Annotated in this window: 18 protein-coding genes; 6 read left to right on the forward strand and 12 right to left on the reverse strand. The window is 68.1% G+C overall.

The genetic code is table 11. From position 1 onward, the window contains the following. Positions 1 to 84: 84 nt before the first annotated feature. From E2F46_RS16000 to E2F46_RS16025, 6 genes are all read right to left on the reverse strand, one after another. Positions 85 to 1,992 carry a potassium transporter Kup gene (locus E2F46_RS16000; RefSeq protein WP_133323585.1) on the reverse strand — a complete coding sequence of 636 codons (1,908 nt, stop codon included), beginning with the start codon at positions 1,990 to 1,992 and terminating at the stop codon, positions 85 to 87. A 34-nt stretch (positions 1,993 to 2,026) separates the two neighbouring features. Beyond that, positions 2,027 to 2,614: a Holliday junction branch migration protein RuvA gene (gene ruvA, locus E2F46_RS16005; protein ID WP_133323586.1), complete on the reverse strand. Its 588-nt coding sequence runs from the start codon at positions 2,612 to 2,614 to the stop codon at positions 2,027 to 2,029. After that, on the reverse strand, positions 2,611 to 3,132 hold the full coding sequence (ruvC, locus tag E2F46_RS16010; RefSeq protein WP_133323587.1) for a crossover junction endodeoxyribonuclease RuvC: 522 nt from the start codon (positions 3,130 to 3,132) through the stop codon (positions 2,611 to 2,613). The genes ruvA and ruvC overlap by 4 nt, the downstream gene beginning before the upstream one ends. A 9-nt stretch (positions 3,133 to 3,141) precedes the next feature. After that, on the reverse strand, positions 3,142 to 3,873 hold the full coding sequence (locus E2F46_RS16015; protein ID WP_133323588.1) for a YebC/PmpR family DNA-binding transcriptional regulator: 732 nt from the start codon (positions 3,871 to 3,873) through the stop codon (positions 3,142 to 3,144). Between the two features lie 61 nt (positions 3,874 to 3,934). Beyond that, positions 3,935 to 4,621, reverse strand: coding sequence for an esterase/lipase family protein (locus E2F46_RS16020; RefSeq protein ID WP_341777571.1), 687 nt, complete (start codon positions 4,619 to 4,621; stop codon positions 3,935 to 3,937). Next, positions 4,618 to 5,448, reverse strand: a complete 831-nt coding sequence (locus E2F46_RS16025) for an AraC family transcriptional regulator (protein ID WP_133323589.1) — start codon at positions 5,446 to 5,448, stop codon at positions 4,618 to 4,620. Before E2F46_RS16025 ends, E2F46_RS16020 begins: the two co-directional genes overlap by 4 nt. A 120-nt stretch (positions 5,449 to 5,568) precedes the next feature. Here E2F46_RS16025 and E2F46_RS16030 point away from each other — a divergent pair, with 120 nt between their 5' ends. Further along, the gene (locus E2F46_RS16030) at positions 5,569 to 5,997 is read left to right on the forward strand and encodes an organic hydroperoxide resistance protein (protein ID WP_133323590.1); all 429 of its coding nucleotides are present in this window, start codon (positions 5,569 to 5,571) and stop codon (positions 5,995 to 5,997) included. Positions 5,998 to 6,040: 43 nt separating this feature from the next. Next, positions 6,041 to 7,006 (forward strand): alpha/beta fold hydrolase, encoded by a 966-nt coding sequence (locus E2F46_RS16035; protein WP_133323591.1) that lies wholly within the window; start codon positions 6,041 to 6,043, stop codon positions 7,004 to 7,006. 131 nt (positions 7,007 to 7,137) lie between these two features. Here the strand turns inward: E2F46_RS16035 and E2F46_RS16040 are convergent, their stop codons facing one another. Both E2F46_RS16040 and E2F46_RS17735 read right to left on the reverse strand, forming a co-directional pair. After that, positions 7,138 to 7,929, reverse strand: a complete 792-nt coding sequence (locus E2F46_RS16040) for a hypothetical protein (protein ID WP_133323592.1) — start codon at positions 7,927 to 7,929, stop codon at positions 7,138 to 7,140. Continuing rightward, a complete protein-coding gene (locus E2F46_RS17735; RefSeq protein WP_243720482.1) occupies positions 7,926 to 8,483 on the reverse strand; it encodes a GNAT family N-acetyltransferase in 558 nt (185 codons plus the stop codon). The genes E2F46_RS16040 and E2F46_RS17735 overlap by 4 nt, the downstream gene beginning before the upstream one ends. Positions 8,484 to 8,684: 201 nt before the next feature. On the opposite strand from E2F46_RS17735, the gene E2F46_RS16050 reads away from it, so the two are divergent. After that, positions 8,685 to 9,851, forward strand: coding sequence for a cytochrome P450 (locus tag E2F46_RS16050; RefSeq protein ID WP_243720483.1), 1,167 nt, complete (start codon positions 8,685 to 8,687; stop codon positions 9,849 to 9,851). 50 nt (positions 9,852 to 9,901) lie between these two features. On the opposite strand, the gene aspS is transcribed toward E2F46_RS16050, so the two are convergent. Then, a complete protein-coding gene (aspS, locus tag E2F46_RS16055) occupies positions 9,902 to 11,653 on the reverse strand; it encodes an aspartate--tRNA ligase (protein ID WP_133323594.1) in 1,752 nt (583 codons plus the stop codon). Positions 11,654 to 11,775: 122 nt separating this feature from the next. On the opposite strand from aspS, the gene E2F46_RS16060 reads away from it, so the two are divergent. Continuing rightward, positions 11,776 to 12,705, forward strand: a complete 930-nt coding sequence (locus E2F46_RS16060; protein WP_133323595.1) for a DUF3011 domain-containing protein — start codon at positions 11,776 to 11,778, stop codon at positions 12,703 to 12,705. A gap of 9 nt (positions 12,706 to 12,714) precedes the next feature. Here the strand turns inward: E2F46_RS16060 and E2F46_RS16065 are convergent, their stop codons facing one another. The 3 genes from E2F46_RS16065 to E2F46_RS16075 form a co-directional block, all read right to left on the reverse strand. Beyond that, complete coding sequence (locus E2F46_RS16065) at positions 12,715 to 13,071, reverse strand: FmdB family zinc ribbon protein (RefSeq protein WP_133323596.1); 357 nt, start codon at positions 13,069 to 13,071, stop codon at positions 12,715 to 12,717. 102 nt (positions 13,072 to 13,173) lie between these two features. Further along, a complete protein-coding gene (locus E2F46_RS16070) occupies positions 13,174 to 13,875 on the reverse strand; it encodes a hypothetical protein (RefSeq protein ID WP_133323597.1) in 702 nt (233 codons plus the stop codon). Between the two features lie 42 nt (positions 13,876 to 13,917). Further along, complete coding sequence (locus tag E2F46_RS16075) at positions 13,918 to 15,939, reverse strand: ABC-F family ATP-binding cassette domain-containing protein (protein ID WP_133323598.1); 2,022 nt, start codon at positions 15,937 to 15,939, stop codon at positions 13,918 to 13,920. Positions 15,940 to 16,140: 201 nt separating this feature from the next. On the opposite strand from E2F46_RS16075, the gene E2F46_RS16080 reads away from it, so the two are divergent. Further along, positions 16,141 to 18,525: a TonB-dependent receptor plug domain-containing protein gene (locus tag E2F46_RS16080; RefSeq protein WP_133323599.1), complete on the forward strand. Its 2,385-nt coding sequence runs from the start codon at positions 16,141 to 16,143 to the stop codon at positions 18,523 to 18,525. A gap of 128 nt (positions 18,526 to 18,653) precedes the next feature. After that, the coding region (locus tag E2F46_RS16085) for a cation:proton antiporter domain-containing protein (protein ID WP_207949623.1) at positions 18,654 to 19,547 on the forward strand (894 nt) is incomplete at its 3' end.

Here is a 19,547-nt window from a genome sequence, read left to right on the forward strand (position 1 = left end):
CTTGCGCCGGGATGGCGAGGATGGTCGCGGGCATGGACTGCTCCTACAGACGACCGGAGCAGTCGCAGGCGGAGAATATTCCGCTCAGATCTCGACCTGCGCGCCCAGTTCCACCAGCCGGTTGCCCGGGATGTGGAAGTAACCCGCCACCGGCGCGGCGTTGCGGTGCATCGCGCCGAACAGTTTGTCGCGCCACAGCGGCATGCCGCCGCGGCGCACGCAGGCCACCACGTTCTCGCGGCTGAGGAAATAGGTGGTGTCCATCGGGTCCAGCACCAGTTCGCAGACGTCGCAGGTCTGCATCAGCGCCTGCGGCACGTCCGGCGTTTCCATGAATCCGAAACGCAGCAGCACCTTGTAGAAACCGTCGCCCATCTGCTCCACCACCATGCGCTTGTGCGAGTACGGGACGTTGAGCGTGGCCACGGTCAGGAATACGTTCTGCTCGTGCAGCACCTTGTTGTGCTTGAGGTTGTGCAGGAACGCGTGCGGCACCACGTGCTTGTCCGCGGTGAGGAACACCGCCGTGCCGGGCACGCGCACCGGCGGCGCCAGCATCAGCCCCGGCAGGAAGGTGCGCAGGTCGATGCCGTCCTTCTGGATCTCCGCGCGCAGCAGCTTGCGGCCGCGGCGCCAGGTACGCAGCATCGTGAACAGCACCACGCCCAGCGCCACCGGGAACCAGCCGCCCAGCGGGATCTTGACGAAATTGGCGACGATGAACGCCAGGTCGATCATCAGCAGCACGATGCACAGCGGGATCACCCACACCCGCCAGCGCGGCCACAGCGCGCGCGCCACCACGGCCAGCAGAACGGTGTCGATCAGCATCGTCATCGACATCGACACCCCATACGCGCTGGCCAGTGCCGACGAACTGCCGAAGCCCACCACCAGCCCGACCACGATCGCCATCATCCACCAGTTGATCGCCGGGATGTAGATCTGGCTGATGTTGCTGCTGGACGTGTGGCGCACCGTCATCCGCGGGATGTAGCCCATCTGCATGGCCTGGTGCGCCACCGAGAAGCTGCCGGCGATCACCGCCTGCGACGCCATCACCGTGGCCGCGGTGGACAGAAGGATCATCGGCACCAGCCCCCATTCCGGCACGCCCATGTAGAACGGGTTGCGCGCGGCCTCCGGGTTCTCGAGCACCAGTGCGCCCTGCCCGAGGTAGTTGAGCATCAGCGCCGGCAGCACGAAGAAGTACCAGGCGCGGCGGATCGGGCGCGCACCGAAGCGCCCCAGGTCGGTGTAGATCGCCTCGCCACCGCTGACCGCCAGGATCACCGCGCCAAGGATGAAGATGCCGCCGAAGGTATGGTCGGCGAAGAACTGCGCCGCCCACAGCGGATTCACGGCCTTCAGCACCTCCGGGTCGTGCAGGATGTTCATCACGCCCATCAGCGCCAGCACGAAGAACCACAATCCCGCGATCGGGCCGAACAGCAGTCGTGTAAAACGCGCGGTGTCGTAGCGCTGGATCGAGAACAGCGCCACCAGCACCAGCAGCGTCAGCGGGATCACCAACCCGTTGAGCCGCGGCGACACCACCTGCAGCCCTTCCACCGCGGCCAGCACCGAGATCGCCGGCGTGATCACGCCGTCGCCGAAGAACAGCGCCGCGCCGAAGATGCCGACCACGCCGATCAGGTAGGCCGAGCGCGTGCCCTTGGCCACGAAACGCCGCGTGAGCGTCATCAGGGCGATGATGCCGCCCTCGCCTTCGTTGTCGGCGCGCAGGATCACGGTGACGTACTTCAGCGTCACCACCAGCATCAGCGACCAGAACACCAGCGACAGCAGGCCGAGCACAGTGTCGTGGTTGGCGACCAGCCCGTACTGCGGCGAGAACGCTTCCTTGATGGTGTACAGCGGACTGGTGCCGATATCGCCGAAGACGATGGCCATCGCGCCGAACATCAGGCCGCGCGCGCTCGCGGACAGCCCGCCCGGATGCTGCGATTGGGATGGGGATGACGTGTTCATGGGCTTGGCGTGGGGGCTTGCTCTGGAACGTGGGTCAGCGCAGCGCGGACTGCAGCGCCCTGCGGATGATGGCTTCGGCAGGATCGCCATCGGCCGCCGCGGCCTTGGCCATCTTCTGCGCCTCGGCCGGCTTGTAGCCCAGCTGCTGCAGGGCGATGGTGGCTTCCGACAGCGGATCGGCAGCGCCTTGCACCGGCGGCACGCCACCGGCGACGACGAAGTCCACCGCGCGGTCGCGCAGTTCCACCACCATGCGCTCGGCGGTCTTCTTGCCGATGCCCGGGATCTTGGTCAGCGCCGCCACGTCGCCGGTCTGCACCAGCATCGCGAACTGGCTGACCGAGGTGCCCGACAGCACCGCCAGCGCGATCTTCGCGCCGATGCCGCTGACCTTCTGCACGTCGCGGAACAGCCGTCGTTCGGACTCGGTGAGGAAGCCGTACAGCGACACGCTGTCTTCCTTCTGCGCATGGTGGGTGAACAGCGATACCTCGCGGCCCACCTCCGGCAGGTCGTAGAAGGTACTCATCGGCGCTTCCAGCTCGTAGCCGACGCCATGCACGTCCACCACCAGCCAGGGCGGCTGCTTGTGGACCAGGATTCCCTTCAAGCGTCCGATCATTTGCGGCTCCAGGCCAGTTGCGTGCTGACACCGAGGCGGCGCGCCGTCGCCTGCACGTTCGCATGGGTGATGGCGACCGCCAGCGCGTCGGCGGCGTCGGCCTGCAGCTTGCCATGCAGGTTCAGCATCAGGCCCACCATGTGCTGGATCTGCTGCTTCTCGGCGCCGCCGCGGCCCACGACCGCCAGTTTCACTTCCTTGGCCGCGTACTCGAACACCGGCAGGTCGCGCAGCACCACGGCGCTGATCGCCGCGCCGCGCGCCTGTCCGAGCTTGAGCGCCGAGTCCGGGTTGCGCGCCAGGAACACACGCTCGATCGCCACTTCGTCAGGCCGCCATTCGTCGATCAGCGCGTTCAATCCCAGCAACAGGCGCTTGAGCCTCAGCGCGAAGTCGCCCTCGCCCAGCAGCACAAGCGGCGCATTGAACACGTGCGTCGCACGACCCGCGGCATCGATGTCGATGATGCCCACGCCGGTGCGCTGCGAGCCCGGGTCGATGCCGAGGATCCTGGTCACGTCACCGGCTTACGCGTATGCGTCTTCGCCGAGGTCGGCGTTGGAGTACACGTTCTGCACGTCGTCCATGTCTTCCAGCCAGCGCAGCAGTTTGACCACCTGCTGCGCGGTCTCGCCTTCGACGGCGATGTCGTTGTCGGCACGCATCGTCACTTCCGCGAGATCCGGCGCAAGCCCGGCGGCGACCATCGCGTCCTTGACGTCGTTGAAGGCATCCGGCGCGGTGAGCACGTCGATCGCGCCATCCTCGGGATACACCACCACGTCGTCGGCACCGGCCTCGATCGCGGCATCGGTGATCGCATCCTCGTCCGCACCGGCGCCATACGACAGCACGCCGAGCTTCCGGAACATGAAAGCCACCGAGCCCTCGGTGCCGAGGTTGCCGCCGAACTTGCCGAACGCATGGCGCACATCGGCCACGGTACGCACCCGGTTGTCGGTCAGGCAGTCGACGATGACCGCCACGCCCCCGGGCGCGTAGCCCTCGTAGCGGATCTCCTCGTACTCCACGCCTTCCAGTTCGCCGGTAGCCTTCTTGACCGCGCGCTCGATCACGTCCTTCGACATGTTGACCGACAGGCCCTTGTCGATCGCACTACGCAGGCGCGGGTTGCCCGCGGGATCACCGCCGCCGGCGCGCGCCGCCACGGAAATCTCACGGATGATCTTGGTGAAGATCTTGCCCCGTTGGGCGTCGACCGCGTTCTTGCGCGACTCGATGGATGGACCACGTCCCATGCGTCAGGAACCGGATGCTGCGGGAAAGCGGGGATTATACGGCGGCGCAGCAAGCCCGGCGTCACGCCGGGAAGCGGCCCGTCTGCAGGAAGCCGACGACCTGCGCGGCGGCGGCGCGCGACACCAGCAGCCCGGTGTGGCTGGCCTCCACCACCACGTGGCCGGCCAGCCCCGGTGCCCGGGTTTCCTCGACCGATACGGTGCCGTCGTGCGCGCCCTCGAACCGCGCGACCAGGGCGCCGAAGCCCCGCGGCACGCAGCCGGCGACCATGCCGACCTCAATGCCCGGCGGCCAGGTCACGCACCCCTGCCGAAGCAGGCTGGCGCTGCGCCCGAGGTAGATCCCGGTCCACGATCGGCGCGCCAACACCCTCGCCGCCCGACTGCCGCACAGCGGCGTGCCCAGGCACACCACTCGCGCCACGGGCATGTCGACGGCTTTGGCCGCCAGCGCCTCCAGCGCGACCAGGCCACCGAGGCTGTGGCCCACCAGATGCGCTGGCCCCTTTTCGCGCAGCAAAGACACCAGCTTCGGCACCGCCGCCGCTGGTCCACCCAGGATGCTGTGGTAGCCGAACACTTCCGGCTCGAACCCCGCCTCCCGCAGGCGTGCCGCCATCCAGCGCATGGTCGCGCCGACCATCCACACGCCGTGCAGCAGGATCACGCGGCGGGTGTCCGGCGCCACGGCCATCACCTGCACACCTGCCTGGCCACCCTGCCTGCCATCCGTACCCTCCAGGTTCATGCCGCCAACGCATGCGCATTCTTCCATGCACGTGGCGAAAGCCCTGTCTGCGCCTTGAATGCGCGCGACAGTGCCGCTTCGCTGCCGTAGCCCACGTCGGCGGCGATCACCTTCAACTGGCGGCCACGACGCAACGCCTGTTGTGCCAGGCCGATGCGCCAACCCTGCAGGTACTGGCCCGGCGTGGTCCCCACCGTCTCGCGGAAGGTCATGGCGAACACGCTGCGCGACATGCCGGCCACGTCCGCCAGTTCGTCCAGCGTCCACTCGCGCGAGGGTGCTTCATGCATCGCCACGAGTGCATTGCGCAGGCGCGGATGCGACAGACCCGACAGCAGGCCGCCACGCACCTCGCCGCTTTCCATCAGCTGGCGCAGCACCTGGATCATCACCACCTCGAACAGTCGCTCGACCAGCGCGACGCGCCCGCAGCGTTGCTCGAAGGCTTCCTCGAACAGCAGCGACAGCACCGGCTCGGCGCCCCGGATCTCGTCCAGCGGCACGCAGACGACGTCCGGCAGCGCCGACGCGATCGGATTGGCGGCACCGCCCTCGAACGCGAGGTTGGCGCACACCATGTCCGCACCGCGCACGGGATCGGTGACGAAGCGATGCGTCAGCGGGCGCGGGAACAGCAGCAGGCTCGGTCGTTCCACCTGCAGCGTTTCCTTGCCGTGGCGCATCTCGACCGGGCCGCTGCGCACCAGATGCAACTGGCCGTGCACGCCATCGCTTTCAAGCGTGTTGATGCCGCACAGCGCCCCGGTGTTGAACACCTGCGCGCTCACCGGGAAATGCGCCATCAGCGCCGCGAGCCGGTCGGCCATATCGATACTCCAGATCAAGTTTTCAATACTTTACATCACCAATGGTTCCGGATGGGCGCGCAAAGTACACATCACCAGGCAACACCGCCCGGCAAGCCCACCCAGACAGGAACCACCGCCATGTCCATCGAAAAGATCCTCTACGCAGCGACGGCCACCGCCACCGGTGGTCGCGACGGTCGCGCCCGGTCCTCCGACCGCGTCCTCGACGTCGCCCTCTCCACCCCGCGCGAACTGGGCGGCGCCGGCGGCCCCGGCACCAATCCCGAGCAACTGTTCGCCGCCGGCTACTCGGCCTGCTTCCTCGGCGCGCTGAAGTTCGTCGCCGGCAAGCAGAACGTCGCCCTGCCCTCGACCACCACGGTCACCGGCAAGGTCGGCATCGGGCAGATCCCCGCCGGCTTCGGCATCGAGGCCGAATTGACCATCGCGGCGCCCGGCATCGACCGCGACATGCTGCAGGCCCTGGTCGACCAGGCCCACCTCGTCTGCCCCTACTCCAACGCCACGCGCGGAAACATCGACGTGACGTTGCACATCGCCGACTGATCGACAACGCCCTTCACGCACGCACTCATCCGGAGAAAACACCATGAACACCCGCACCCTCACCGTCTCCCGCGCCTTCGCCGCCAGCCTGCTCGCGCTCGCCCTCCAGGCCGGCTTCACCGCAAACGCCGCGCAGCCGGCCAACCCGACGCAGGCCACCGCCAGCGCCACCGTCGACGGCAGCTACATCGTCACCCACGACAACGTCCGCCTCTACTACAAGGACTGGGGCCCGAAGGACGGCCCGGTCGTCACCTTCAGCCACGGCTGGCCGCTGAACTCGGACAGCTGGGAATCGCAGATGATCTTCCTGGCGTCGCAGGGTTATCGCGTGGTCGCCCACGACCGCCGCGGCCACGGCCGCTCCAGCCAGCCCTGGGATGGCAATGACATGGACCACTACGCCGATGACCTTGCCGCGGTGATCGCTGCCCTCGACCTGCGCGACGTCACCGTGGTCGGCTTCTCGACCGGTGGCGGCGAGGTGGCGCGCTACATCGGCCGACACGGCACGGCGCGGGTGAAGAAGGCGGTGCTGGTCGGTGCGGTCACGCCGTTCCTGCTGAAGACCGACGACAACCCCGACGGCATCCCGCTCGAAGTCTTCGACGGCTTCCGCAAGGACGCGCAGGCCAATCGCTCGCAACAGTACCTCGACATCGCATCCGGCCCGTTCTTTGGCTTCAACCAGCCGGGCGCGACGCCCAACCAGGGCCTGATCCAGTCGTTCTGGGCGCAGGGCATGCAGGCAGGACACAAGGCCACGTACGACTCCATTGCCGCGTTCTCGGCCAGTGATTTCCGCGGCGACCTGCGTCGGTTCGACGTGCCGACGCTGGTGATCCACGGCGGCGGCGACCAGATCGTGCCGGTCGACCTCACGGCGAACGCGGTGCCGCGCTACGCGAAGGGCGCGAAGGTCATCGTGTATCCCGGCGCGCCACACGGCATCACCGACACGCACAAGGATCGGCTCAACCAGGATTTGCTGGACTTCCTCCGCGAGTGAACTTTCGAATCAGGGCTCGATACGCGACGGCCGCATGCGAATGCGGCCGTTCGCGCACATCCGGTCGAAACGGCACCTGGACAGCCGATGCCCGCCCTCCGCCACGCCATTGTCCTGGCCTGGCGACGCGCTCAGCACGGCACTGCCGTGACTGCACTCCCGATGGCATCCAGGACGGCATTGACGATGCGTGTCGTCACCCGCGCCCGGTTGGCCAGGATGTCGGCGAACAGGGCGACCAGCAATGCAAGCCAGGCGAAATAGCCGTAGCCGACGTAGTCGTCGAAGACGATCGTACGCACCCAGTCCTGGTTGAACAGGTAGAGGCAGGCGGCCGCGGTCGCGGCGGCCACCAGCACCACCGCGGGCACCCATAGCTGCAACGCCACCGCCCGCTTGCGCAGCGCGACGATCCCGAGCAGCAGGAACACCAGTGCGTTGGCACCGGTGAAGATGCGGAACTCGCGATGCAGCCTGGCGGCGGTATGCGCATACGCACCGCGGACCAGGCCATCGAGGCGCTCATCCAGCCGGGCCAGCTGCTGCAGGCGCGCACCGATCCCGTCGTGCATCCGCTGCGCCAGTTCCGCGCGGCAGGGACACTGCGGATCGGACATGGCATCCACCACGCCGGCCACGCGCGCCGGCAGCATGCGCTGCAGCTGCTGCAACTGTTCCGCTTCGCCGGCATGCCTTGCCATCGTCTGGCGTGCCAGCCCGACCACCGTGTGCCCGGACAGCAGGTCCAGGCGCTCGCCGACACGCCGTTCCACTTCCTCCACCAGCAGCGTGCGCGCGGCCTGCTCCACCAGGTGCGGCCGCGCCATCGACAGCAGCCACAAGCCGGCGAACAGCACGAATCCAAGGCCGGCGACCGCCAGCAAGGCGCGTCGCGAAAGCATGGTGGCGACGTCGGTCTTCATGCGGGCCTGCGCAGGATGAACTCGTCGTCCAGCGTGTTGCCAACGGGGAACTTGTAGCCACCGACTTTCTCGAAGCCATGGCGCGCATAGAACTTCTGCGCACCAAAGTTCTCGGACCAGACGCCCACCCACAGCGTGCGTGGACCGTCGCGCAGCAGCCAGTCCATTGCCGTTTGCATCAGGCGCGTGCCGTGCCCGCCGCCTTGCAGGCTGTTCACCAGATAGAGCCGCTTGAGTTCGCCGTCGCCCTCGCGCACGTCCGGATGCGGCAGGCCGCAGGGACCGGCCGCGGCGTGACCCACGGCTTCGCCATCGCGTTCGAGCAGCCAGACCGCGTAGTCGGGATGCGACAGGATGACCCGCTGCTTGTCGGGGGCGTAGGCGTTTTCGTTGAAGAACGCGAGATCATCCGCCGGATACAGGTGGCCGAAGGTTTCGGTGAACGTGCGCGTGGCCAGCGCCGAGAGGGTCCAGGCGTCGTCTGCCGTGGCCCGGCGAACGTGCAGGCTTCGGGGCTGGAGGGGGGGACCGACGCGATCGGGAAGTTCGTTCACTGCGGCATTGTCGCAGCTGACGCCACCACGGCTCCAGCCGTTCGCCGACGCCGTGTCTGATGCCTGGCTATACTTCTGCGCGAACCGGAGCCCATCGATGACCGCCTCGATCCGTCTGCGCTGAGCGCACAGCCAATGCCCATCCCGTCGCAGCCCCCGAGGGTGCCGCGACGGGCCGCTGTGCCTCGACTGGAGAGAGATATGATCATGCCGCGTTTCACGCTCCCGGCCGATCCTGCGTTCTGGCAGGATCCGCAACCCTTCTTCGATGCCGCACTCGCCACCGGTGCATCGCTGTTCGACGCGGGCGACGGCGCAATCGCCGTCCTCGGCCACCGGGCCCTGCTCGCCCTCGCGCGCGACCCGCGGGCCGACGGCCATCCGCTGGTGGAGGATCCCCGGCATCCGGACATCAACCGCCTGCTGCGCTGGGGCCTGTTCCTGCAATCGGCACCCACCCACCGCCCGCTGCGCAACGCCGTGGTCGCCGGGCTGTCTGCGCGACGCATCGACGCACTGCGCCCGGAGGCGGCCGCCGCCTGCTCGGACTTGCTGCATTCGCTGCCGACGCAGCCATCGCCGGACCTGGTGTCCCACTTCGCTCGGCCCCTGGCGGCGCGGATGTTCTGCGCGCTGTGCGACCTGCCGCCCGCCTGCGCGGACGCGCTGCCGGAAGACATGGACGTCATCAACACCGCGCTCAACGACGCCCCCGATGCAGCGCGGTCCATGCGCGCAAACGCAGCCGCCGCGAGACTGCTGGCGCTGCTGCAGGCCCACCAGTCCAACGCAGGCTCCGCCATGCTCATCGACATGGCGGCACGGCTGGTGCCGGACACCCCTGCCCGTGCGTCGGACCTGGTGGCCGCATTCGCGATCGATGCGGTGGAGACCACAGCATCCGCCCTTGCCTGCGCATTGGACGTACTGCTGCGCCAGCCAAGCCTGCCTGCATCCATCCACGAGGGGCGCTGGTCCCTGGAAGCGGTGGTGCAGGAGGCATTACGGCTCACTTCGCCGACGATGCTCAGCGTGCGCATGGCGCGCGAGCCGATCGCGTTCGACGGCACGCACATCGCAGCAGGCACCACGCTACTGATGTGGTGGGCGTCGGCGAACCTGGACGCGCGCGTCTATCCACGGCCAGGCAGCTTCGATCCGGAGCGTGGCGCGCGCGGGCACCTCGCGTTCGGTGGTGGAGCGCACGCCTGCCTGGGACGCAGGCTGGCGACACTGGTCACCGAGGAAGCCTTGCGCGCCCTGCGACTGGGCAGCGGCCCACGCGTCGAACGCAGCGGCCCCACCGCCTACCTGCCACGTCTGGCACGGGCACCGGCGACAGCGCCGCTGCGCTTCGCGGACGGGTGATCCGACCGATCGACGGCCGGTGGCGCTCCGTGGCGCCGCCGGCCCGGCGCTCAGTCTTCGCGCTTGCGGACGCTCACGTGCACTTCCGCCAGCTGCGCGTCCGGGATCGGCGACGGCGCGCCGGTCATCAGGCACTGCGCACTGGTGGTCTTGGGGAACGGGATCACGTCGCGGATCGATTCGGTGCCGGCCATCAGCGCGGCGATACGGTCGATGCCGAAGGCGATGCCGCCATGCGGCGGCGCGCCGTAGCGCAGCGCGTCCAGCAGGAAGCCGAACTTCGCCTCCGCCTCTTCCGCGCCGATGCCCAGCAATTCGAACACCGCGCTCTGCATCTCCGGGCGATGGATGCGGATCGAACCGCCGCCGATCTCGTTGCCGTTGAGCACCATGTCGTAGCCGCGCGACACCGCGGTCCTGGCGTTCGCGCGCAGGTCGTCGATGTCGTCGACCGCGGGCGCGGTGAAGGGATGGTGCAGCGCGACGTAGCGCTGCGCCTCGTCGTCCCATTCGAACATCGGGAAGTCGGTGACCCATAGCGGCTTCCAGCCGTCCTGCACCAGGCCGAAGTCCTTGCCGGCCTTCAGCCTCACCGCGCCCATGAAGTCGCTGGTCTTGTTGTAGGCACCGGCACCGAAGAAGACGATATCGCCGTTGCCGGCACCGACGTGCGCGAGCAACGCAGCGAACGCGTCTTCGCTGAAGAACTTCTGGATCGGCGAACTGATGGCGCCTGCCTCGTCGATCTTGATGTAGGCCAGCCCCTTCGCGCCGTACTTGGCGGCATGCGCGGCGTACTCGTCGATCTGCTTGCGGCTGAGCGACGCGCCGCCGGGAATGCGCAACGCAACGACGCGTCCATCGGGGTCGTTGGCAGGGCCAGTGAACACGGCGAAGCCGCTGTCCTTGACCAGGTCCGCCACGTCGACGAGTTCAAGATCGAAGCGCAGGTCGGGCTTGTCGGAACCGTAGCGACGCATCGCATCAAACCAGGTCAGGCGCGGGAACGGCGCGTCGAGTTCGACGTCCATCACTTCCCTGAAGACGTCGCGGATCATGCCTTCCACCGCATCCTGCACGTCGCGCTCGCGGACGAACGCGAACTCCATGTCGAGCTGGGTGAACTCCAGCTGGCGGTCGGCGCGCAGCGCCTCGTCGCGGAAGCAGCGCGCGATCTGGTAGTAGCGGTCGAAGCCGGCCACCATCAGGATCTGCTTGAACAGCTGCGGGCTCTGCGGCAGCGCATAGAACTCGCCCGGGTGCATGCGTGCCGGCACCAGGAAGTCGCGCGCCCCCTCCGGCGTGGCCTTGGTGAGGATCGGGGTTTCGATGTCCTGGAAGCCGCGCGCGTCCAGCCAGCGACGCAGCGCCTGCACCAGGCGGATGCGCGTGCGCTGCTTGCGTTGCATCTCCGGGCTGCGCAAATCGAGGTAACGGTACTTGAGGCGCGTGTCCTCGCCGGGATTCTCGTGGTGGTGGAACGGCAACGGCTCGGCCTTGTTGAGCACGGTGATCTTCGTGGCGATCACTTCCACCTGGCCGGTGCGGAGCTTCGCGTTCACGGCATGGCGCGCACGCACCACGCCTTCGACCTGCAACACGTCCTCGTAGCCCAGCGTCTCGGCCACCGCGAACACGTCCACGTTGTCCGGTTCCACCGTCACCTGCACGATGCCCTCGTGGTCGCGCAGGTCGATGAAGCAGACCCCGCCGAGGTTGCGGGCGACGTCGGTCCAGCCGCACAGGGTCACGGGCTGGCCGATCAACGCCTCGTCGATCAGGCCGCAGAAATGGGTACGCATGGGGGCTCCGGGTGTACGATCCGCCGGCAGACGCCGGAAAGGGCGCATTTTAACGGTTCGCACGCCCGGACGCGGCAGGGACGCCGGCACCGCCATCGCTTCCATCCATGAGGGAGATCGCCATGAGCAGGTTGTTGTGCATCGTCTTGACCACCGCGGCACTGGCCGCCGGCCTTGCCGCCATGCCGGCCACGTCCCACGCCCAGCCCGCGACGCGCGCCTACGCGCCGGAAAACCTGCGCACGCTTTCGCGCGACGACCAGGTGCGGGTGATCAGCCTGGAGTACTCGGAACAGTCGCGGGGGCGGCGCATCCCCGACGACCAGCTGCGCTTCTACCTGGACCAGGTGAACCGCTCGAACTGGACCTTCAGCCGCATCAAGCAGGACATCGCCACCTCGCTGGCCGGCAGCAGTGGCGGTGGCTGGAACCCCGGCCCACCGCACGGCGGAGGCAATGTGGTGCGTTGCGAAAGCGACCGCAACCGGCCGCAATCCTGCAGCACCCCGTGGCAAGGGCCGTCCCGGCTGCTGCGCCAGCTGTCCGACACGCGTTGCGTCGAGGGCCAGAACTGGACCGCAATGCCCGGCCGCATCAACGTCACCGGCGGCTGCCGTGCCGAGTTCGGCCCCGGCCAGGGCTGGGGCGGCGGCGGCGGCCGCGAGATCCGCTGCGAAAGCCTCAACAACCGCCTGCGCGAATGCGCCATCCCCGGCGCAGCCAGCGCGCGACTTGTCCGTCAGCTGTCCAGTGCGCCGTGCATCGAAGGCAACACCTGGGGCACGCGTGGCAACGTGCTGTGGGTGAACCACGGCTGTCGCGGCATCTTCATGGCCGGTGGCCACGCAGGTGGAGGTGCCAGCGGCTACAGCGTCAGCTGCGCGAGCGAGAACAACCGCCAGAACACCTGCGCATGGAACAACAGCTACGGGCGCCCCTTCCTGCAGCAGCAACAGTCTTCGGCCCCGTGTCGCGAAGGCAGCACCTGGGGCCATCGCGGCAACACCATCTGGGTGAGCAACGGCTGCCGCGGGCTGTTCAGCGCCCGCTGATCGCGGTACTCAGGCGTCTCCGGCGGCAGGCTTGGCCGCCGCCGGAGCCGGCGCGGGCGCAGGTTTCGCCGCCTCCGGCTTGCCGGAAGCCTCACCGGATGCCGGCTTGCCGGACTCACTGCAGGCCGCTTCGGGCTTTGCGGCACCGCCGCCGGACTCGACCAGGTTGCGCTTCCTGTCGCCATCCTTCTTGAAGTCGGTTTCGTACCAGCCGCTGCCGGCCAGCCGGAACGCCGGTGCCGTCACCTGGCGCTTGATGCCGGCTTCGCCGCAGGACGGGCAAATCTCCGGATCGGGATCGGACAGCTTCTGCAGCTTGTCGAAGCTGTGGCCGCAGGACGTGCATTCGAAGGCGTAGATCGGCATGGCGGTATCGGGCTTGCTGACGAAAACCGGCCCCAGTCTGGGGACTGGGGCCGGGGATTCAAGGGTGCGCCGGGCTGCGGAAACAACGCCGGCTCCAGGGACTCAGTAACCCCAGGGCGTGGGCGGCAGGTCGACCGGGCGGGTCAGGTCGAACTCGACCTGGAACAGGCGCCCCTGGGGATTGAGATCGTCCTGCGGACGCGACAGCTCGTACAGGAAGCGCTGGCCGGGATCGATTTCCATCGCCCAGACATTGGTGACCGAGACCGACAACCCATCGCGCGCGTTGAACGTGTCGATGGACGCCTGGTCGACCGGGAACTCCTGGCGTTGCGCGGTGCCTGCCGTGGCGGTATCGCCGCCGTACATCGTGGTGGGATCGTCGCTGCCGTCCTCGAGGCGATGGTCGTGCTTCAAACGCAATCCACTGTCGGTGCGGGTGAGGATCCACGTGCGGGAATGGTTGTCGCCGACGTGGAACGGCACGCGCAGCTCGCGGGTCGGGTCGTCGCAGCCGCGCACGTGCATGACGAGGGTCTTGCCTTCGAATGCGTGGGGTTCGGGCGACCGGGGTTCGTTGGCGATGATGCGGCCCTCGAAGGCCTGCCCGCAGTGCCGGGCAAGGCGGGCGAGGAAGGCATCGGCGGGTTCGGCGCCTGCAGCCGCGTCCTGCAGCGTTTCGGCGGCGGCGTCGGCCTGGGCGGCGGCATTGTCGCCGGAGTCCGTGCTGACGCGGACGCAAGCGGAGAGGGCCACGGCAAGCGCGGCAACGGAACACAGCTTGAGGGTCGTCTGGATATTCATCCGGACACCGTACCCGCCGCGCAGCGCCCCCGCAACCGGAGCTCAGCCGTACAACGCCAGCAACTCCGATTCCGCGACTTCGAGTTCTTCGCGCAACGCGGCCTGTCGCTGTCCGAGTGCGGCGACCTTCGCGGCATCGCCATACACGCCGGGATCGGCCAGTTCGCGTTCGACCGATGCGATCTCGCGCTCCAGCTCCGCCACCCGGGCCTCGGCCTTGCCCAGCTTGTGCGGATTCACCTTCACCGACTTGCCCGGCGGCGGCGGTTCGGGCTCGACGTGCACGACCGGCTTCGCCGCCGGCGTACGCAGCTCGCCGGCGTTGCCGCGTGCGCGCAGCCACGCCGCGTACTCGTCGAGGTCGCCGTCGAACGGCTTGACCACGCCATCGGCCACGCGCCAGAAGGTATCGCTGACCAGGCCGATCAGGTGGCGATCGTGCGAGACCAGCACGATGGCACCGGGGAAATCGCTGAGCGCCTCGGCCAGCGCCTCGCGCATCTCCAGGTCGAGGTGGTTGGTGGGCTCGTCGAGCAGCAGCACGTTCGGCTGGCGCCAGGCGATCAGGGCCAACGCCAGTCGCGCGCGCTCGCCGCCGCTGAAGCCGTCGATGCTCTCGAACGCGCGGTCGCCGGGGAAACTCCACTTGCCGAGGAAGCCGCGGAATTCCTGGATGGCGACGTTCGGCGAAATCTCGCGCAGGTGGTCGATCGGCGAAGTGCCGGCCACCAGCGCCTCGACGGTGTGCTGGGCGAAGTAGCCGATGCGCAGGTCGGTGTGCGCGTAGCGCTCGCCATCGAGCAACGGCAATTCGCCGACCAGCGATTTCACCAGCGTCGATTTGCCGGCTCCATTCGGTCCCAGCAGGCCGATGCGGTCGCCTGCTTCAAGCCCGAAGCCGACGTTGTCGAGGATGACAACTGCTCCCTCCCCCGCTTGCGGGGGGTGAGGGAGACCTGCTTGCGCGGCACTGCCACGCAGGTCACCCGAACGACCGGCGCGCTGCGCCGGGCCGGGCGGGCCGGGGTGGGGGCCGGCTTCCGTCGCCTTGCCCCCATCCGCCCTGCGGGCCCCTTCCCCCGCACGCGGGGGAAGGGCATAGCCACATACGCCGTGGTTGATGCGCAACAGCGCATGGGGCAGCTTCGGCGGCGCCGGGAAGTCGATCCGCACCTCGCGCTCGGCACGCACCGCTTCGGTGTCGGCCATCTTCGCCAGGCGCTTGACCCGCGACTGCGCCTGCTTGGCCTTCGCCGCGCTGGCCTTGAACCGGTCGATGAAGCTCTGCAGGTGTGCGCGTTCGGCCTGCGTCTTCTCGTGCGTGATCTGCTGCAGCCGCAGCTGCTCGGAGCGCTGGCGCTCGAACGAGGTGTAGTCGCCGGTGTACAGCTTGGCCTTGCCGCCATGCAGGTGCAGCGTGTGCGTGCAGACGTTGTCGAGGAACTCGCGGTCGTGCGAGATCAACAGCAACGTGCCGGGATACTTCAGCAACCACTGCTCCAGCCACAGCACCGCGTCGAGATCGAGGTGGTTGGTGGGTTCGTCCAGCAGTAGCAGGTCGCTCGGCGTCATCAGCGCGCGCGCCAGGTTCAGGCGCACGCGCCAGCCGCCGGAGAAGGTGGACACCGCACGCTGGTGGGTGTCGCCAGGGAAACCCAACCCATGCAGCAGCTTGCCTGCACGCGCGGTGCCGTCGTAGCCGCCCACTTCCTCCAGCAGGTGGTGCGCTTCGGCCACCGCCTCCCAGTCCTCCGCCGCCAGCGCCTCGGCCTCGGCCTTCAACGCCGCAGCCACGCGGACATCGCCGCCGAGCACGAAGTCGATGGCCGGGTCCGGCAGCGACGGCATCTCCTGCGCGATGGACGCGATGCGCACGCGATTGGGGATGTCGAGGTCGCCACGGTCGGCTTCCACTTCGCCGCGGACGGCCGCGAACAGGCTGGACTTGCCGGTGCCGTTGCGTCCCACCACGCCAAGCCGCATGCCGGCGTGCAGTGCCAGGTCGACATCGGACAGCAGGAGGCGCTCGCCGCGGCGGAGGGCGAAATTGCGGAAAGCGATCAAGACATAACCCGACGTGATTGGCCCGAAACCGGCGCACAGTTTATCGATGGCCGGGCCCGAAGGCGTCGGCGGCGGCGGTGCCCTTGACGATGGCCCACCCGCCCCTGTATCTCGGCTGTGCGCCTACATTAAAACGATTACAAGCGCAACCTTTTCCGATCACAAAAACAACAACGACAGTCACCATTCCGAGGAAATGCCATGGAACGCAGACCCGCCCCACTCTTCATCGCCATCGCCGCCGCGCTCGCGGTCGCCCCGGTTGCCGCACAGGAGGCCGCCGATACCGCACGCGCCCTCGACACGGTGATCGTCACCGGCACGCGCGTCACCGACCGCACCGTTGCCGAATCCACCGCCCCCATCGACATCATCACGCCCGAGGTGCTGCAGGCCACCGGCACCGTCGAACTGGCCACCGCCCTGTCGCGCGCCGTGCCGTCGCTGAATTTCCCGCGCCCCGCGATCAACGACGGTACCGACGCCGTGCGCCCGGCGCAGCTGCGCGGCCTGGCGCCGGACCACACCCTGGTGCTGGTCAACGGCAAGCGCTACCACCCCGGCGCGCTGGTCAACGTCAACGGCAGCCAGGGCCGCAGCTCCGCCCCGGTGGACCTGAACTCGATCCCGATCGCGGCGATCGAACGCGTCGAGGTGTTGCGCGACGGCGCGTCGGCGCAATATGGCTCGGATGCGATCGCAGGCGTGGTCAACATCGTGCTGAAGGGCTCGGGCAGCGGCGGCAGCGTGGTCGCGACCGGCGGCCAGTACAGCGCCGGCGATGGCCGCCAGTACCAGCTGCAGGCCGACACCGGTTTCGCCCTGGGCGAGTCCGGCAAGCTGCACCTCGCCGTGCAGGGCGGCCACCAGGACCAGTCCGACCGCGCGCGCCCGTTCCAGGGCACGGTCACGCCGACCAGCGCACCGGCCGGGCGCGTGGTGCAGCGCTACGGCGACCCCGAGGTCGACAACCTGTCGCTGCTGTACAACGGCGAGGTCGACATCACCGACTACCTGACCTTCTATTCCTACGGCCTGCACACGAAGCGGGAGACGCTGTCGAACGGCTTCTTCCGCCCCGCCGGCGACTCGCGCAACATCCCGTCGATCTATCCGGACGGTTTCCTGCCGCAGATCCTCAACACGTCCACCGACGTCAGCGTGTCCAGCGGCATCAAGACCTTCACCGCCGGCGGCACCAACATCGACATCAGCTACACGTACGGCTCGAACGAGCTGGAGTTCGACATCCTCAACACGCTCAACCGCAGCCTCGGCCCGACGTCGCCCACGCAGTTCTTCGCCGGTGCGCTCGAGCTCAAGCAGCACGTGCTGAATTTCGACTTCAACAAGCCGCTGGAATGGGGCCTGCAGTACCCGGTCACGCTGTCCTACGGTGCCGAATGGCGCGGCGAGCAATACACCATCCGTCCCGGCGAGCCGGGTTCGTACGTCAACGGCGGCGTGCTGGTCGGCGGCGCGCCCGCGCCCTCCGGTGCGCAGGTGTTCCCGGGCTTCCGCCCAAGCGACAGCGGCAGCTTCGACCGCCACAACATCTCGCTGTACGCTGGCCTCGAGGCCGACCTGACCGACCGCTTCACCGCGGGCGTGGCCGTGCGCTACGAGGACTTCAGCGACTTCGGCGACACCACCACCGGCAAGCTCACCGGCCGCTATGCGTTCAACGATGCGGTGGCGGTGCGCGCGACCGCATCGACCGGTTTCCACGCCCCGGCGCTGTCGCAGCAGTACTACCAGACCACGTCTACGAACTTCATTGGCGGCATTCCGTTCGACCTGGTCACCTTCCGCGTGACCAATCCCGCCGGCATCGCGCTGGGCGCCGAGCCGCTGAAGCCCGAGGAGTCCGAGAACCTCAGCCTGGGACTGGTGCTGACGCCTGCCAACGGCCTCTACCTGACGGTCGACGCCTACCGCATCAAGGTCACCGACCGCATCACCCTTTCGGAAAACCTGACAAGTACCGCAGTGCGCAACTACCTCAATGCCAACGGCTTCCCCGACGTCGCCGGCGGTCGCTACTTCACCAATGCGCTCGACACCACCACGACCGGCATCGACATCGTCGGCACGTACAAACTGGCGCTTGCCGGCAGCACGCTCGACTTCACCAGCGGCTACAACTACAACAAGACCGAGATCGACCGCGTCGCCCCCAACCCGGCCGCACTGGAGGCCATCGATCCAACGGCGCTGCGTTTCGGGCGTGTCGAGCTGGGTCGCTTCGAGGTGGGCGCGCCGCGCGACAAGTTCTTCCTCAACAACGTGTGGACCCGCGGCGGCTTCAGCGTCAGCGCCACCGCCACGCGCTACGGCGAATTCACCATCCGCAACGCCAGTCCCACGCTGGACCAGACCTTCGACGCCAAATGGCTGCTCGACCTGGCTTTCAGCTACAAGACCGGCGGCTGGGAGTTCACGCTGGGCGGCGACAACGTGCTCAACGAATATCCGGACGAGAGCCTGTTCGCGACGTCGACGTCCGGGCAGTTGCCGTACCCGTCGCAGAGTCCGTTCGGCTTCAACGGCGCATTCGTGTACGGGCGCGTCGGCTTCCGCTGGTAGGCCTCGTGCCATGACGCCGTGATCGAACGCCCCGCACCGCGGGGCGTTCTTCTTCCAGGCCGTCTCGTTTGCCGATGGCGCACGGGATCGGCGACACTGCAACTCCGGCAACCGGATTGCGCCGCACGATGCCACACGACACCAGCCTGATCGACATCGTCGCGGTCGGTTTCGGCCTGGCCTTCCTGTTGGGCGCGCTGGCGAACAAGCTGCGCGTGTCGCCGATCGTGGGCTACCTGCTGGCGGGCATGGTGGTCGGCCCGTTCACCCCCGGCTTCGTGGCCGACCAGGACCTCGCCAACCAGCTCGCCGAGATCGGCGTGATGCTGCTGATGTTCGGCGTGGGCCTTCACTTCTCGCTGAAGGACCTGCTGGAGGTCAAGGCGATCGCGATTCCCGGCGCGGTGGTGCAGATCGCCGTCGCCACCGCGCTGGGCTGGCTGCTGGCCTGGGGCATGGGCTGGTCGCCGATCAACGGCTTCGTGTTCGGACTGGCGCTGTCGGTGGCCAGTACCGTGGTGCTGCTGCGCGCGATGGAACAGAACCGGCTGCTCGATACCAAGCGCGGCAGGATCGCGGTGGGCTGGCTGATCGTCGAGGACCTCGCCATGGTGCTGGCGCTGGTGCTGCTGCCGGCGCTCGCCGAGGCCATGAACGGCGGACCCGCCGAACCGGGCGTGTCGGAAAGCGAGGCCATGCTGGGCGCGATCCTGTTCGCGCTGCTGAAGACCCTGGTGCAGGTGACCCTGTTCGTGACGGTGATGATGGTCGTCGGGCGACGGCTGATCCCGTGGACGTTGGAGAAGATCGCAGGCACCGGGTCGCGCGAACTGTTCACCCTGGGCGTGCTGGCGATCGCACTGGGCGTGGCGTTCGGCTCGGCGATGCTGTTCGGCGTGTCGTTCGCGCTGGGCGCGTTCTTCGCCGGCATGCTGCTCAACGGTGAATTGAGCCACAAGGCGGCCAGCGACTCGCTGCCGCTGCGCGATGCCTTCGCAGTGCTGTTCTTCGTCTCGGTGGGC

Source organism: Luteimonas aestuarii (genome assembly GCF_004357985.1).
Lineage (GTDB): Bacteria > Pseudomonadota > Gammaproteobacteria > Xanthomonadales > Xanthomonadaceae > Luteimonas > Luteimonas aestuarii.